Annotated in this window: 8 protein-coding genes; 6 read left to right on the top strand and 2 right to left on the bottom strand. The window is 67.1% G+C overall.

Annotated features, from left to right (window positions below; all coding sequences use genetic code 11):
• Positions 1 to 34: 34 nt before the first annotated feature.
• Entirely contained in the window at positions 35 to 4,192 is a 4,158-nt protein-coding gene (rpoB, locus tag AC1RJ5_RS20880) for a DNA-directed RNA polymerase subunit beta (RefSeq protein ID WP_269576055.1), read from the bottom strand.
• Between the two features lie 288 nt (positions 4,193 to 4,480).
• Here rpoB and AC1RJ5_RS20885 point away from each other — a divergent pair, with 288 nt between their 5' ends.
• The 5 genes from AC1RJ5_RS20885 to AC1RJ5_RS20905 all read left to right on the top strand — a co-directional run bounded on the left by AC1RJ5_RS20885 (position 4,481) and on the right by AC1RJ5_RS20905 (position 12,369).
• Positions 4,481 to 5,758, top strand: a complete 1,278-nt coding sequence (locus AC1RJ5_RS20885; protein ID WP_493115474.1) for a phage tail sheath family protein — start codon at positions 4,481 to 4,483, stop codon at positions 5,756 to 5,758.
• Between the two features lie 130 nt (positions 5,759 to 5,888).
• Positions 5,889 to 7,208, top strand: coding sequence for a hypothetical protein (locus AC1RJ5_RS20890; RefSeq protein WP_493115476.1), 1,320 nt, complete (start codon positions 5,889 to 5,891; stop codon positions 7,206 to 7,208).
• A 115-nt stretch (positions 7,209 to 7,323) separates the two neighbouring features.
• The gene (locus AC1RJ5_RS20895; protein WP_269576052.1) at positions 7,324 to 9,273 is read left to right on the top strand and encodes a CocE/NonD family hydrolase; all 1,950 of its coding nucleotides are present in this window, start codon (positions 7,324 to 7,326) and stop codon (positions 9,271 to 9,273) included.
• A gap of 295 nt (positions 9,274 to 9,568) precedes the next feature.
• A complete protein-coding gene (locus tag AC1RJ5_RS20900) occupies positions 9,569 to 10,960 on the top strand; it encodes a M16 family metallopeptidase (protein WP_493115479.1) in 1,392 nt (463 codons plus the stop codon).
• Positions 10,960 to 12,369, top strand: coding sequence for a M16 family metallopeptidase (locus AC1RJ5_RS20905; RefSeq protein WP_269576050.1), 1,410 nt, complete (start codon positions 10,960 to 10,962; stop codon positions 12,367 to 12,369). The genes AC1RJ5_RS20900 and AC1RJ5_RS20905 overlap by 1 nt, the downstream gene beginning before the upstream one ends.
• Before the next feature lie 139 nt (positions 12,370 to 12,508).
• Here the strand turns inward: AC1RJ5_RS20905 and AC1RJ5_RS20910 are convergent, their stop codons facing one another.
• Positions 12,509 to 14,509 (bottom strand): acyltransferase family protein, encoded by a 2,001-nt coding sequence (locus AC1RJ5_RS20910; protein WP_342250994.1) that lies wholly within the window; start codon positions 14,507 to 14,509, stop codon positions 12,509 to 12,511.
• 125 nt (positions 14,510 to 14,634) lie between these two features.
• Here AC1RJ5_RS20910 and AC1RJ5_RS20915 point away from each other — a divergent pair, with 125 nt between their 5' ends.
• Entirely contained in the window at positions 14,635 to 15,825 is a 1,191-nt protein-coding gene (locus tag AC1RJ5_RS20915) for a hypothetical protein (protein ID WP_269576048.1), read from the top strand.
• Positions 15,826 to 15,947: the final 122 nt, after the last annotated feature.

The raw sequence follows: 15,947 nt of genomic DNA on the forward strand, positions 1-15,947 counted from the left end.
ACCGGTTTTGTAAACCGACGCTCCCGGGTTCCCGTTATTCCGCCGCCTCGGCCAGGCCGGCGTCGTCCTCGGTGCCGTCTTCCAGCGCCTTGAGTTCGACGTTGAGGCCCAGCGAGCGCATTTCCTTGACGAGCACGTTGAAGCTCTCGGGGATGCCGGCCTCGAAGGTGTCGTCGCCCTTGACGATCGCTTCGTAAACCTTGGTGCGGCCGACCACGTCGTCCGACTTCACCGTCAGCATTTCCTGCAGCGTGTAGGCAGCGCCGTACGCCTGCAGGGCCCAGACCTCCATTTCGCCGAAGCGCTGGCCACCGAACTGTGCCTTGCCGCCCAGCGGCTGCTGGGTGACGAGCGAGTACGGGCCGATCGAACGCGCGTGGATCTTGTCGTCCACAAGGTGGTGGAGCTTCAGCATGTAGATGATGCCCACGGTCACCTGGCGGTCGAACTTGTCGCCCGTGCGTCCGTCGAACAGGTCCGACTGGCCCGAGGTGTTGAGACCCGCGAGCTCCAGCATGTCCGAAACATCGGCCTCACGCGCACCGTCGAACACCGGAGTGCCCATCGGGATGCCCGTGCGGATGTTGTGGATCAGCTCGTTGACCTGCTCGGGGCTGCGCGCCTCGATCTCTTCGGCATAGTGGCCGCCATAGACGGTCTTGAGCCGGTCCTTGACGGCGTCGGGCATCTCGCCTGCAACCGCGTCCGGATTCTGCTCGCGCCACTCTTCGAGCTGCTTGGCGACCTGCATGCCCAGGTTGCGGGCAGCCCAGCCAAGATGCGTTTCGAAGATCTGACCGACGTTCATGCGCGAAGGCACGCCGAGCGGGTTCAGCACCAGGTCGACCGGGGTACCGTCCTCGAGGAACGGCATGTCTTCCTGCGGCAGGATCCGCGAGATGACGCCCTTGTTGCCGTGACGGCCGGCCATCTTGTCGCCCGGCTGCAGCTTGCGCTTCACCGCGACGAAGACCTTGACCATCTTGAGCACGCCCGGCGGCAGCTCGTCACCGCGCTCGAGCTTCTCGCGGCGGTCCTCGAACTTGTCCTTGATGCGCTTCACGGCCTCGTCATACTGGCCCTTCACCGCCTCGAGGTCGCCCTGGACCTTGTCGTCAGCGACGGCGAACTTCCACCATTCGTGACGATCCACGCTGTCGAGCAGATCGGCGTCGATCTCGGCGCCCTTCTTCAGGCCCTTCGGCGTCGCGGTCGCGACCTGGCCGAGCAGCATCTCGCGCAGACGCGACCAGGTCGCGCGGTTGAGGATGTTGCGCTCGTCGTCGCTGTCCTTCTTCAGGCGCTCGATTTCCTCGCGCTCGATCGCCAGGGCGCGCTCGTCCTTGTCGATGCCGTGACGGTTGAACACGCGGACGTCGACGATCGTGCCGGCCACGCCCGGGGGCAGGCGGAGCGAGGTGTCGCGCACGTCGCTGGCCTTCTCGCCGAAGATGGCGCGGAGGAGCTTCTCTTCCGGCGTCATCGGCGATTCACCCTTCGGGGTGATCTTGCCGACCAGGATGTCGCCCGGCTCCACTTCGGCGCCGACATAGACGATGCCGGCCTCGTCGAGGTTGCGCAGCGCTTCCTCGCCGACGTTCGGGATGTCGCGGGTGATGTCCTCCGGCCCGAGCTTGGTGTCGCGGGCCATCACTTCGAACTCGTCGATATGGATCGACGTGAACACGTCGTCCTTCACGATCCGCTCGGAGATCAGGATCGAGTCCTCGTAGTTGTAGCCGTTCCAGGGCATGAACGCGACGAGCGCGTTGCGGCCCAGGGCCAGCTCGCCGAACTCGGTCGACGGGCCGTCGGCGATGATGTCGCCGGCGTTGACCGTCTCGCCCACCTTCACCAGCGGACGCTGGTTGATGCAGGTCGACTGGTTCGAGCGCTCGAACTTCATCAGCGTGTAGATGTCGACGCCGCTCTCTTCCGCCGAGACCTCGCCGGTCGCGCGGATGACGATACGGGTCGCGTCGACCTGATCGACGACGCCGCCGCGGCGAGCCGCGATCGCGGCGCCCGAGTCACGGGCGACGGTCTCTTCCATGCCGGTGCCGACGAAGGGCGCTTCCGCCTTCACCAGCGGCACGGCCTGGCGCTGCATGTTCGAGCCCATCAGTGCGCGGTTCGCGTCGTCGTTTTCCAGGAACGGAATGAGCGACGCTGCGACCGAGACGAGCTGCTTCGGCGACACGTCCATCAGCGTCACCGTCTCCGGCAGCGCCATCAGGAATTCGCCGGCCTGGCGGGCCGAGATCAGCTCTTCGGTGAAGCGGTGATCGGCATCGACCTCGGCCGAGGCCTGCGCGATCGTGTGCTTCGCCTCTTCCATTGCCGACAGATAGACGACCTCGTTGGTCACCACGCCGTCGATCACCTTGCGGTACGGGGTCTCGATGAAGCCATACTTGTTGACGCGCGAGAAGCTCGCCAGCGAGTTGATCAGACCGATGTTCGGGCCTTCCGGCGTTTCGATCGGGCAGATACGGCCATAGTGGGTCGGGTGAACGTCGCGGACTTCGAAGCCTGCGCGCTCACGGGTGAGACCGCCCGGCCCGAGCGCCGAGACGCGACGCTTGTGCGTCACTTCGGAGAGCGGGTTGGTCTGGTCCATGAACTGCGAGAGCTGCGACGAGCCGAAGAACTCGCGAACCGCGGCAACCGCCGGCTTCGCGTTGATCAGGTCGTTCGGCATCACGGTCGACACGTCGACCGAGCTCATGCGCTCCTTCACGGCGCGCTCCATGCGGAGCAGGCCGACGCGGTACTGGTTCTCGAGCAGCTCGCCCACCGAACGCACGCGACGGTTGCCGAGGTTGTCGATGTCGTCGACTTCGCCCTTGCCGTCCTTCAGGTCGACGAGCGTCTTGACGACAGCGAGGATGTCCTCGGTGCGCAGCGTGGTGACGGTGTCCTCGGCGTCGAGGTCGAGGCGCATGTTGAGCTTCACGCGGCCGACGGCCGAGAGGTCATAGCGCTCCGGATCGAAGAACAGGCCGGCGAACAGCGACTCTGCCGTCTCGAGCGTCGGCGGTTCGCCGGGGCGCATGACGCGGTAGATGTCGGCAAGCGCCTGCTGGCGCTCCTCGGCCTTGTCGGCGGCGAGGGTGTTGCGGATCCACGGGCCGGTCGAGATGTGATCGATGTCGAGCAGCTCGACGCGGTCGATGCCGGCCTTGTCCAGCTTCTCCAGGTTCTCGGCCGAGACTTCGTCGCCGGCTTCGATATAGATCTCGCCGGTCGCCTCGTTGATGAGGTCATAGGCCGAATAGCGGCCGAAGATCTCGTCGGTCGGGATCAGCAGGGTCTCGAGACCGTCCTTCTGCGCCTTGTTGGCGGCGCGCGGGCTGATCTTCTGGCCGGCCGGGAAGATCACTTCGCCCGACTTGGCGTCGACGATGTCGAACGACGGCTTGGCGCCGCGCCAGTTGGTCGGGTCGAACGGAATCTGCCAGCCGTTCGGGCCGCGGACGAAGGTCACGCGGTTGTAGAAATAGTTGAGGATGTCCTCGCCGCTCAGGCCCAGGGCATAGAGCAGCGACGTCACCGGCAGCTTGCGCTTGCGGTCGATGCGGACGTTGACGATGTCCTTGGCGTCGAACTCGAAGTCCAGCCACGAGCCGCGATACGGGATCACGCGCGCCGCGAAGAGATACTTGCCCGAGGCATGGGTCTTGCCGCGGTCATGGTCGAACAGAACGCCCGGCGAACGGTGCATCTGCGACACGATCACGCGCTCGGTGCCGTTGATGAAGAAGGTGCCGTTCTCGGTCATGAGCGGCATGTCGCCCATGTAGACGTCCTGCTCCTTGATATCGAGGACCGAACGGGCTTCCGTATCGGGATCGACCTCGAACACGATGAGGCGCAGCGTGACGCGCATCGGAGCGGCATAGGTGATGCCGCGCTGGCGGCACTCTTCCACGTCGAACTTCGGATTCTCGAGCTCGTAGTTCACGAAGTCGAGTTCGGCGGTGCCGGCGAAGTCGCGGATCGGGAAGACCGAGCGCAGGGTCTTCTCGAGGCCGGAGACGTAGCCGATCGAGGGATTGGACCGCAGGAACTGCTCGTAGGATTCGCGCTGAACCTCGATCAGGTTCGGCATCTGCACCACTTCGTGGATGTCGCCGAACACCTTGCGGATGCGGCGCTTGAACGTGCCGCCCTCGATTGCCTTGGTTGCCATGGGTGTTTTTGCCTCGTCAGCCGTAATTTCGGTGCCCCTGTCCGGGGCCGGGACGTGCGGAAAGACGCAGAAAAAGCCGCGCGACTCCCATTTCGGGTTTCGGCAGCTTTCAGCGTCTTATGAGACCGCGACCCCAATTCGCCCGATGCGTTGCGCGACGACGCATCATTTCCCGGAGCCGTGGTAGGAAGCGCGATATAGGTAGCGTGTTGGATTCTGTCAAACCGGTGCAAGCCGGGTTTGGCGGAAACTCTGCTTCCGGCTAGCCTGATGGCGAAAGGAAGCGTGATGACGGAGCGCAGCTACAAGACGCCCGGCGTCTACGTCGGTGAGATTCCTTCGCCGGTGCCGGAAGTGCAGGGCGTGATTACCGCGATGCCCGTCTTTATCGGTTTTACGGAGTTCGCGGCGTTCGGCGCCTATGGCGAGCCGGTGCGGATATCGTCGGCGCGGGAATTTGCGTTCCGGTTCGGCGGCATGCCGCCCGCGGGCGCCGCGTTCCAGCTCGCCGTCCAGATCGGGCTGTTCTTCGCCAATGGCGGTGCGAGCTGCCTGGTGATCTCCGCCGGAAGCTATTGGGAGGGGCGGGCGCCCGAGGCGGCGCCTGAAGCGACTGGGGACTGGCGGCTCGCCGCGCCTGCGGCGGACGCGCTGCTGGCCGCGCTCGCAGTGGCCGGGGAGGTCGCGGAGATCACGATGCTGGTCGTGCCCGAGGCCTGTCTGCTCTCCACGCCCGATCATGCGCGCCTGATCCAGGCGATGCTCCGCCAGGCCGGCACCTTGCGGAACCGGATGGCGATCCTCGATCTGCCCGGCTGCATTCAGGCAACCGACCTGCCGGCGCTCCGCCAGGGGCGAGCCGATCTCGCTGCCGCGCTGGCGGCGGTTGCGGAATTTGCAAGCTATGGCGCGGCCTATGCCCCGGCGCTGAAGCTGCAATATCCGGGCGGGCCGGGTGCCGACCTGGTCACCCCGCCCAGCGGCGCGGTTGCCGGGGTCTGGGCGCGGAGCGATCTTGCGAAAGGCGTCTGGGTGCCGCCCGCCGGCGTTCAGTTCGAGGTCGTCGCGGATCCGCAGTCCGGCGGCGTCGCGGATCTGGCTTTTCGAATGGGCGGCGACGAGCAGGGGGATTTCAACGCGCCGCTGGACGGCGTGGCCGTCGACATCCTCCGTTTCATCCCCGGCTACAATCTCGTGGTCTGGGGTGCGCGCACGCTCGACGGGAACAGCGACGATTGGCGCTATCTCGCGGTCCGCCGTGCCTGCATCTATGTCGAGCAGTCGATTGGCCGGGCGATGCAGGCCTTCGCCTTCGAGCCCAACAACAGTTCGACCTGGGGCAGGGTGAAGGCCATGGTCGAGAACTTCCTTGCCACCTTGTGGCAAGCTGGCGCCTTGCAGGGTGCCAAGCCCTCCGACGCGTTTTTCGTATCGGTCGGGCTGGGCACGACGATGACGGCGCAGGACGTGGTGGCGGGCAGGCTACGTCTCGAGATCGGGGTGGCAATAGCGCATCCCGCCGAGTTCATCCTTTTGGGGATCGAGCAGGAAATGCAGCCGGCCTGACCTGCGTGAACGTTGAATTAACAGCGTTATTCATCGCTTCCCTCCCACTGTTCATCGCAGTTTCGAGCCTCCTTCGCGACGGAATCCGGGTTCCATTCATTGAACCTGCGACATGAAGGAGAGACCTGTAATGCGTACCACCCGTGCCGCGCTGTTTCTCGGCGCCGCTTTCCTCGCCGTTCCTGCGTTCGCGCAGGACGCTCCCCAGCAGGTGACGCCGCCGCCGATCATGACGACGCCGGCCCCGACGCCCGCCCCCGCGCCGGCGGCCCAGCCGCAGGTGGTCATCCAGCCCTCTGCCCCGGTCGTCCAGCAGGTGCCCTCGGTCGAGGAGCAGCAGCGCGGCGCCGCTGCCGCCGATGCGCCGGCCCCGGCCGAGCGCCGTGCGACCGCTACCCGCACCACTACGACGCGGACCACCACCACGCGCACCGCTCCGGCCCCCGCGCGCCAGGCCGCCCCGGCCCCGACCGCCGAGACCCCGGTCGCCCCGCCGTCGCCGCCGGTGCAGACCGCGCCCGAGCCGCTGCCGCCCCAGGTCGAGCCCGCGCCCGCGCCTGAAGCCGCTGCGCCGGTGACGGCGGACACCGCCACCACCACCGAGCAGACCAGCAGCACCAGCATCGCCTGGCCGTGGCTGCTCGGCGGCGTCGCGCTGCTGGTTGCCGGCCTCGCCGTGTTCCTGCTCGCCCGTCGCCGTCGCAACGACGAGACGACCACCACCGATCCGGTCTATGTCGAGCCGACCCCCGTCGCCGCCGCGCCGGTCGTGACCCGTGAGCCGATCGTCGAGCCGGTCGCAGCGCCCGACGCCGCGGTGATCGTCCCGCCGGCCGACGAGCGCATCGATCCGCGCATCGATCCGCGCGTCGTCCCGCCCGCGATCGAGCCGGTCGTCGCCGAGCAGGAGGCGGAACTCGCCGATGCCAGTAAGGACGACCTCGCCGGTGTCGCCGACGCCACCGCCCCGGTCGCGCACCGTCCCTGGATCGAGCTCGGCCTGCGCCCGGTGAGCGCCGGCACCACCGAGGAAGAGGCGATGGTCGATTTCGAGCTGACCGTCGGCAATTCGGGCGACACCGAGGCCCGCAACGTCCGCATCTCGAGCTTCATGCTCGCCGATGAGGCCGAGGGCAGCGAGATGGAACGCATGCTCACCGAGCGCCGTGCCGACACGATCGTCCCGCCGGTCTCGATCGAGCCGGGCGACGGCACCCGCGTCGACGCGCACCTCGCGGTGCCGAAGGGCGACCTGGGCCGCGTCTTCAACCCGGTCGTCGTCGCCGAGGCCCGCTACACGCTCCCGGACGGCAGCGAAGCGCGCACCGCCGCCGCGTTCCGGATCGGCCGCCCGGCCTATGAAGGCGGCATCGGAGCGATCGGCGCGTCGCGCCCGCACGTGACCGACGACCTTGCCGCCGAGCTGTACGGCCAGCCCGAGCACGCCTGATCCCTGACATATCGGGGACACAAGAGCCCGCTTCTTCCGAAAGGGAGGAGCGGGCTCTTTCCTTGCGGATGGATTTGGGCCTACGAGAAGCCATTCCTCAGGGAGATAACATCACATGAACAAGAAGTCGTTGCTCGCACTGGCCGCGGGGACCGCGATCCTCACCGCCACGGCCGTCCAGGCCCAGGAAAGCCCCGCGCCGGCCCAGGCGCCCGCCGCGTTCAACGATATCCCGCCCAACTTCCAGCCGCCCGCGCTCCCGGCCGATTACATCAAGCGCGAAGTGATGATCCCGATGCGCGACGGGGTGAAGCTCTACACGGTGATGATCATCCCGAAGGGCGCGAAGAACGCCCCGATCCTGTTCACCCGCACGCCCTACAACGCCGCTGGCCGCGTCGTCCGCACCGAGAGCGGCAAGATGATCAACACGCTGCCCGAGGGCGACGAGGTGTTCGTCAAGGCGGGCTATATCCGCGTGTTCCAGGACATTCGCGGCAAGTACAAGTCGGAGGGCGATTACGTCATCACCCGCCCGCCGGTCGGTCCGCTCAACCCGACCAAGGTCGATCACATCACCGACGCCTATGATTCGATCGACTGGATGGTGAAGAACGTCCCGGAGACCAACGGCAAGGTCGGCATGCTCGGCTCGTCCTATGAGGGCTTCACCGTGGTGATGGCGCTGATGGGCCCGCACCCTGCGCTCAAGGTCGCCGCCCCCGAGAGCCCGATGATCGACGGCTGGATGGGCGATGACTGGTTCCACCACGGCGCCTTCCGCCTGGCGAACATCGGCTGGATCGGCGCGCAGACCGGCTACAAGGGCGCCGGCAAGGCCCCGCCGCGCCCCGATTGGGACGATTACGAGACCTTCCGCAAGGTCGGCTCCGCCGGCGACTGGGCCAAGCAGTTCGGCTATGACCAGCTGCCCGCCTGGAACAAGATGAGCCAGCACGTCTCCTACGACAAGTTCTGGCAGGGTCAGGCGCTCGACAAGCTGCTCGCCGCCAACCCCTCGAACATCCCGACGCTCTGGGAGCAGGGCATCTGGGATCACGAGGACATGTACGGCGCGATCCACGCCTGGGAGGAACTGCAGAAGACCCCGCAGGCCGACAAGAACTTCCTGCTGATGGGCCCGTGGCGCCATTCGGGCTTCAACTATAACGGCTCGACGCTCGGCCAGCTCAACTTCGAGGGCGACACCGCGCTCCAGGCGCGCCGCGACATCCTGCTGCCCTTCTTCAACGCCTATCTGAAGGACGGCGCGCCGCCCTTCACCCCGGCTAAGGCGAGCTTCTACAACACCGGCGAGAACCGCTGGGACTATCTCAACAAGTGGCCGCTCGCCTGCGAGGCCAATTGCGACGCCAAGCTGACTCCGATCTACCTCAAGCCGACCGAGGGCCTGGGCTTCGACAAGCCGGCCGCCGGATCGGACAGCTACGTCTCCGATCCCGCCAAGCCGGTGCCGCACCTGCCGCGCCCGGTGAACTTCCAGGACGGTCGCTGGTCGACCTATCTCGTCACCGACCAGCGCTTCGTCGATGGCCGGCCCGACGTGATGACCTATGTCACCGATCCGCTGACCGCCCCGGTCCGCGTCTCGGGCGCGCCGCTCGCGGACATCTTCGCCAAGACCACCGGCACCGACGGTGACTTCGTGGTCAAGGTGATCGACGTCTATCCGGACGACTATGTCACCAAGAAGGAGATGGGCGGGTTCCAGCTGCCGATCTCGATGGACATCTTCCGCGGCCGCTATCGCAACTCGTTCGAGCACCCGACCGCCATTCCGGCGAACAAGGTCCAGGAATACAAGTTCCGCCTGCCGACGGTGAACCACGTCTTCCAGCCGGGCCACCGGATCATGGTCCAGGTCCAGTCGAGCCTGTTCCCGGTCTATGACCGCAACCCGCAGAAGTTCGTGCCGAACATCTTCTTCGCCAAGCCCGAGGACTATCAGAAGGCGACGGTGACGCTGATGTATGGCGGCGCGAACTCGAGCAGCGTGCTGCTGCCGGTGGTGCCGCTCGACCAGTCGGCGAACGCGCAGAAGTAAGGCGAAACGGGGGAGGGGCCGTCACTGCATCCTCCCCCGCATCCCGCGTCATCTCATCGGCGCACTCTCTCGCCATCCCCATTCGTCATCCCGGCGAAAGACGGGATCTCATGCGGCGGGGTTTCGGGTATCAACCATTCAGCTCTCTGTTCCCCGGCGAAAGCCGGGGAACCGTTGCACCAGCCGCTGAGCGTGAACGTGGAAACGCTCCGTGGAGCGAACCCCCTAAACCCCTTCCCATCCCGGTGTGCGGATGGAATAACTCACCTTCGACTCATCCTTCGGGGAGGAATTGATGCCTAAATGGAGCCTCGCGCTTGCCTTGGCCGCGACTGCGCTTCCCGCGCTCGCGCATGCCCAGGCGGCGCAGCCCGCCGCGGCGAGCAAGCTGCATGTCGACACGCAATATTTCACGCTGCCCAACGGCCTGCGCGTCGTCCTGACCAGGGATACGATCGCGCCGACGGTGACGGTCGGCGTCTATTACGGCATCGGCTTCCGCGTGGAGCCGCGGGACCGCACCGGCTTCGCCCATCTGTTCGAGCATCTGATGTTCCAGGGATCGAAGCACGCGCCCAAGGGCGTGTTCGACACCACGATCACCAATTCGGGCGGGGTCAACAACGGCTCCACCCGCTTCGACTTCACCAACTATTACGAGATCGTCCCCTCGGGTGCGCTCGAGCGGATGCTGTGGCTCGAGGCGGACCGGATGGAGAATCCGGTGATCGACGATGTCGTGCTCAAGAATCAGCAGGGCGTGGTCGGCAACGAGGTCAAGGTCAACGTCCTCAACCAGCCCTACAGCACCTGGCCGTGGATCGACCTGCCGATGCTGGCCAACACCAACTGGTACAACAGCCACAATTTCTACGGTGACCTGAAGGAGATCGAGGCGGCGACGGTTCCCGACGCCCAGGCCTTCTCCAAGGAGTTCTACCGGCCGAACAATGCCGTGCTCGTGATCGCCGGCGACCTCGATTATGCCGCGACCCGCGCGATGGTGGAGAAATATTTCACCCCGATCGCCTCGGCCGCCCCGGTCAAGCAGCCCGATATTTCCGAGCCGCGCCAGACCGCCGAGAAGTTCAAGAGCCGTGTCGATGCGCTGGCGCCCAAGCCGGGCTATGCCGCGGGCTATCACGTGCCCGATCGCGGCACGCCCGAATGGTATGCGATGGGGCTGATCGACCAGATCCTGCTCCAGGGCGATGACAGCCGGCTGTTCCGCAAGCTGGTGACCGATACAGGTATCGCCGGCGAGCTTTCGGGCGGGATCAATGGCGATCTCGGCAACATGTTCAACTATCGCGGGCCGATGCTGTGGAGCTTCAGCTTCACCCACGACACGACCCACAGCACCGCGCAGATCACCAAGGCAGTGGACGAGGTGATCGAGGAGCTTCGTGCGAAGCCGGTCAGCGCGGCCGAGCTGCAGCGCGCCCGCACCAAGATGCGCTCGGACCTGTACGGCACGATCGATGGGGGCGGCCGGGTCGGCCTGGTCGATCTGCTCGCGGTCTATGCGCTGTTCGACAATGATCCCACCGCGGTGAACCGGATCGAGCAGGGCTTCGCGCAGGTGACGCCCGAGCTGATCCGGAAGACCGCCCAGGAATATCTCCGCAAGACCAACCGCTCGGTCTACGTCGTCGAGCCGGGCGCCCAGCCCAAGGGAGGCAAGTGATGAAGCGCATGCTCCTCGCATCGGTGGCGTTGCTCGCCGCCACGCCGGCCCTGGCCCAGGACAAGTTCCCGCCCGCGCCGCCGATCGCCGATCCCAAGCCGTTCAAGCTGCCGGCGACCGAGACCTACACGCTGCCCAACGGGCTTCAGGTCACGCTGATCCCCTATGGCATCGCGCCCAAGACGGTCGTGTCGCTGCGCGTGCGCGCCGGTGCGGTCAATGAAGGCGATGCGGTGTGGCTCTCCGAAGTCACCGGCGCGCTGATGAAGGAAGGCGCGGCGGGCAAGACCGCCTCCGATCTCGCCGCCGCTGCGGCGGGGATGGGCGGCCAGCTCAACGTCAGCGCCGGCATGCAGTCGACCACGGTGAGCACCAATGTGCTCTCCGAATATGCGCCGGATGCGATCCAGCTGCTCAGCGACGTGGCGGTCCGCCCGACGCTGCCGGCGAGCGAGCTCGCCCGGGTGAAGGCCAATCTCGGCCGCCAGCTCTCGGTCGCGCTGTCGCAGCCGGGCACGCTGGCGGACGTGGCGCTGGGCCGCACCGTCTACGGCACCAGCCATCCCTATGGCCGGATCATCCCGAGCGCGGCGCAGCTCCAGGGCTATACGATCGACCAGGTGAAGGCCTTCCATGCCGGCCAGTTCGGCGCGAAGCGCGCGCGACTCTATGTTGCCGGCCGGTTCGACACGGCGACGGTGAAGGCGGCGATCGAGAAGGCGTTCGCCGGCTGGCAGGCCGGTCCCGATCCGGTGGTGCTGCAGAGCCCGCACCAGCCGGGCCCGAAGATCGTGCTGGTCGATCGCCCCGGTGCGCCGCAGGCGACCTTGCGCCTCGCCTTCGACGCCAGCCGTGCGGGGACCGATGCCGACATTCCCCAGCGCGTCACCAATGCGCTGCTCGGCGGCGCGTTCAGCTCGCGGATCACGACCAACATCCGCGAGGACAAGGGTTATACCTATTCGCCCTATTCGGACGTCGAGTTCACCCCCGAGCAGGCGCTCTGGGGCTTCCAGGCGGACGTGACCACCGAGCATACCGGCGATTCGCTGCACGAGGTGTTCAAGGAGATCCGCCGGATGCAGACCGAGCCGGTCCCGGCCGAGGAAGCCAGGGGCATCCGCACCTATATGGCCGGGCTGTTCGCGATCTCGAACTCGACCTCGGGCTCGGTGGTCGGCACCTTGGCGACGCGCGACATCCTCGGCCTGCCGGGCGACTGGACCGAGCGCTATGTGCCCGCGGTGCTGGCGGTGACCCCGGAGCAGATGCAGGCCTCGGCCAACGCTTCCTATCCGCTCGGCAAGCTCATCCTGGTCGTGGTCGGCGACCTCAAGACCGTGGTGCCCCAGCTCAAGGCCCAGCCCGAGCTGGCGAACGTCCCGATGACCACGGTGACGGTGCCGTAATACATCTTCCCCTCCCTGGAAGGGAGGGGATCGAGGGGTGGGTGTAGGCCTGGCGATACGGAACCATATCGTCAGGCCTCTCCGTACCGTCGAGACGGGACCCATCCCCAGCCCCTCCCTTCCAGGGAGGGGAGCGTCTTTACCGAACCCCCAGCACCGTCCGCTTGAGATCCGCATAGATCAGGTCGTTGCCCAGGCCGCTCGGATGGTCGCCGTCGAAGAACAGCGGCCGTCCGCCGGGCAGCGCCTCGCAGGTCTGTCCGGGGCAGAACAGGGGCAGGGGGTCCCACAGGATCGTCGGCTTCTCGCTGGCGACCAGCGCGCTCATCGCGCGCATCACGTGGCGGCGGCGCTCGAGCATCCGCTCGCGTTCGATCGTCAGCCCGTGGCACGACGGGTTGGCGCGGTTGAACCAGTCGGCGCAGCGGAAGACGGGGCTGGGGAAGACCGGCTTGGGCGCTTCGAGCACCAGCCGGGCGCCGCCGGCGGCGAGCCTCTGGGTGATGCCCCGGGCCTCGACAAGCGCGGCGTCAGACACCACATCCTCGCGGGCGCCGATCAGGTCGCGGTCATTCTCGAACTGGTTGGCGAGGCGGGTGACGCGCAGCCCGGGGAGGAACACCACGTCGCCGGGTTTCGAGCGGGCGGCGATCTCCTTCTCCACCGCATCGTACCAGACCGTGCAGCGCGGGCGCGAGGCATGGGTCTGGATGAGCTTGAGATAGGGGCAGCCGGGCTTGAAATAGAGCCGCACGCTCGCGCCCGTCTCTGCGGCGAGCCGTCGCAAAGCGGGCGAATAAGCCAGCCCATGCGAGTCGGCTGGGACGAACAGTGTGAATCCCTCCCCCCGCGCGCACCGGGCAGTCCAGGTCGCGATTCTACCCCCGCCAAGCCACTCCCCACCATCGACCGGCACGCATCCGGTAAGATCCAGCGGCAACGCCCGTCCGGGCTCGGCATACCAGGCGAAGCGATCCCGGGTGACGCTCAGCGTGATCCGGTTATGCGCGGCGATGAGCAGCTGCCCGCCCAGCGCTGCCACCAGCACCCCCGCCACCGCCACCGCGACTACTCGGCCACGCGGCCAGCGGACGAGCAGGGGGCTCATCCGAAGCGGCTTCTCGACAAGGAAATAGGAGAAGATCGCCAGTGCAATCGCGATCACCAGCGCGGCGAGCTGGTGCTTGAGCGTGTGCAGCCCCACGGTCCAGCGGAACAGCACGAACACCGGCCAGTGCCAGAGATAGAGCGAGTAGGAGAGCAGTCCCACCGCCACCATCGGTCGCCCGCCCAGCGCACGCGGCGCGGTGCCGCCCAGGATCGCCATGATCGCCAGCGACGTGCCCGCCACCGGCAAGAGCGCGCCGGGGAAGGGGAAGAGCGGTCCTTCGGGGATCGCGAAGCCCGCCGCGATCAGCAGAATGCCCAATGGCGCGAGCCAGCGCCGGCCTGCCGCCCAGGGCTGCCACCTCTCGCGGGACAGGCAGAGCAGCATGCCGGCGCCCAGTTCCCAGAAGCGCGGAAAGATCAGGTAGAAGGCGAATTTCTGGGCGAAGATGCCCAGCACCGCGCAGAGCAGCAGCGACAGGGCGGAGAGGATCGCCACCAGCCGCACGGCTTTGGCGCCCGAATGCAGGCGGTGGTGCCACCACAGGATGAAGGGGAAGAACAGGTAGAACTGCTCTTCCACGCCCAGCGACCAGGTGTGGGTAAAGGGATTATACGCCGCCTGGGGACCGAAATAGCTGTCCGTATCGGTGGCCAGCACCACATTGCTGAGCCCGAAAAAGGCGAAACGGGCGACCTGGGACAGGCTGTTGCTCAGCCAGGCGTCGGGGATGAACAATTGCGACGCCAGCAGCGAGACCAGCAGCATCACCACCAGCGCCGGCATGATCCGCATCAGGCGGCGGGCATAGAAATATGCCGCAAGCTGCCTGAAACTGGTGAACTCGCGGCCGACCAGCGAACCCGTCACCACGAAGCCCGAGATGACGAAGAAGATGTCCACGCCGGTGAAGCCGCCGGGCAGCGACCAGGGCCAGAGGTGGAAGAGGATCACCGAAGTGACGGCAATGGCGCGCAGCCCGTCGATCGCCGGTATATAGCCGGGGCCGGGCCCCGATCGCTCGCCAGTCACCAATGTCTCCCCAGTGTTTCATCGCTGTAAGGGACGGAGACGGCAGGGACAATCCGCCCTCGACATGCGGCGAATGACGCGCGATGTGCAGCCGCGGTTCATCTTCGGAAGGCCAGGAAATGATGGTGAACGCTGGGAGGCTCAGAACTGTTTGGCTGTGTGGCCTGGCCGCGGCATCGATCGCCGCGCCGCTGGCGCATGCCCAGGACGCACCGGCGCCGGGCTCCGGCTCCGCACCGATCATCACCCCGCCGCCAAGCGTCCGTCCGCAGCCGCAACAATTGCCGGGCGTGATCCCCGAGCGGTTCAGCATCGCGCCGGCACCCAGCCCGACACCCGCGCCGGTGCCGACACCCACGCCAACGCCGGCAGCCCGTACCGCCACGCCGCAACCGCAGCCCCAACGCGCAGCGCCTGTCGCCCGCGCGACCCCGGCACCGCGCGAGGCTGCGCCGGTTGCCGCTTCGCCGACGCCGTCCGCGACTCCGGCGCCGACGGCGATGCCGAGCCCGGTCGCTCAGCCCATTCCTGCCCCCCAGCCGGTGCAGACCGCCGTGCCAGTGCCCGAGCCGGCATCCGCGTCTTCGCCATGGCTCTGGGCCGCCGCTGGTGCCGGGGGCACGGCGCTGCTTGGGCTGGGCGGCTGGTTGCTGCTCGGCCGCCGCCGCCGGGAAGAAGACGAAGCGGAGGCTTACGAGGCCGAGCCGATGGCCGTTGCCGCCCCGCCGCTCCAGCCGCCGCCGGGCCTTGGCCGCGCGACGCCTGCGCCCGTACCCGCACCCGCCCAGCCTGCCATTCCAGCACCTGCGCTGGTTGGCACCGAGCCGTTCGAGCTTGGTATCAACCCGCATCGGATCGTGTTTGGCGAGAATGAAGTGCTGGTCGAATTCGAGCTGCTGATCGCCAACGGCACGGGCGCTGCGGCCGACAGCATCCGCGTCGCCTATGCCGCGATGAGCGCGCATGCCCGGCAGGACGAAGTGATCGCCGGCTTCCATGGCGGCCCGCCGGGCGAGCCGGGTGGACCGCCCTTCGACCTGCCCGCCGGCGGCGGCGGGCGCATGCCGGTACGCCTCGCGATCCCGCGTTCGGGCGTGAACGTGGTCGATGTCGGCGGGCGGCCGATGTTCGTGCCGATCGTGCTGATCGACCTGCGCTGGCGCGGCGGGCTCAGCATCCGGCGCTTCGGCGCGGACTTCATCCTGGGCACGGCGGGGCAGGGCGACAAGCTCGGCCCGATCTGGCTCGATCGCCCGGCGCCGACCGGGCAGCTGGCGGCGAACCGCTATCTTGCGAAGCAGATGGCGGCGGCCTGATCCATCCAACAGCGGATCGGTGCCGACTCGCGAAAGTACACAAAGTACAGGCCAAGAGCGGGTTTTCGCGGCGCCTATTTTCCCTGTTTCCCCGGAAACGCGTCGCATCTCGCAACATAGTT

It is taken from the genome of Sphingomonas sp. GW822-FHT03G08 (assembly GCF_058801135.1).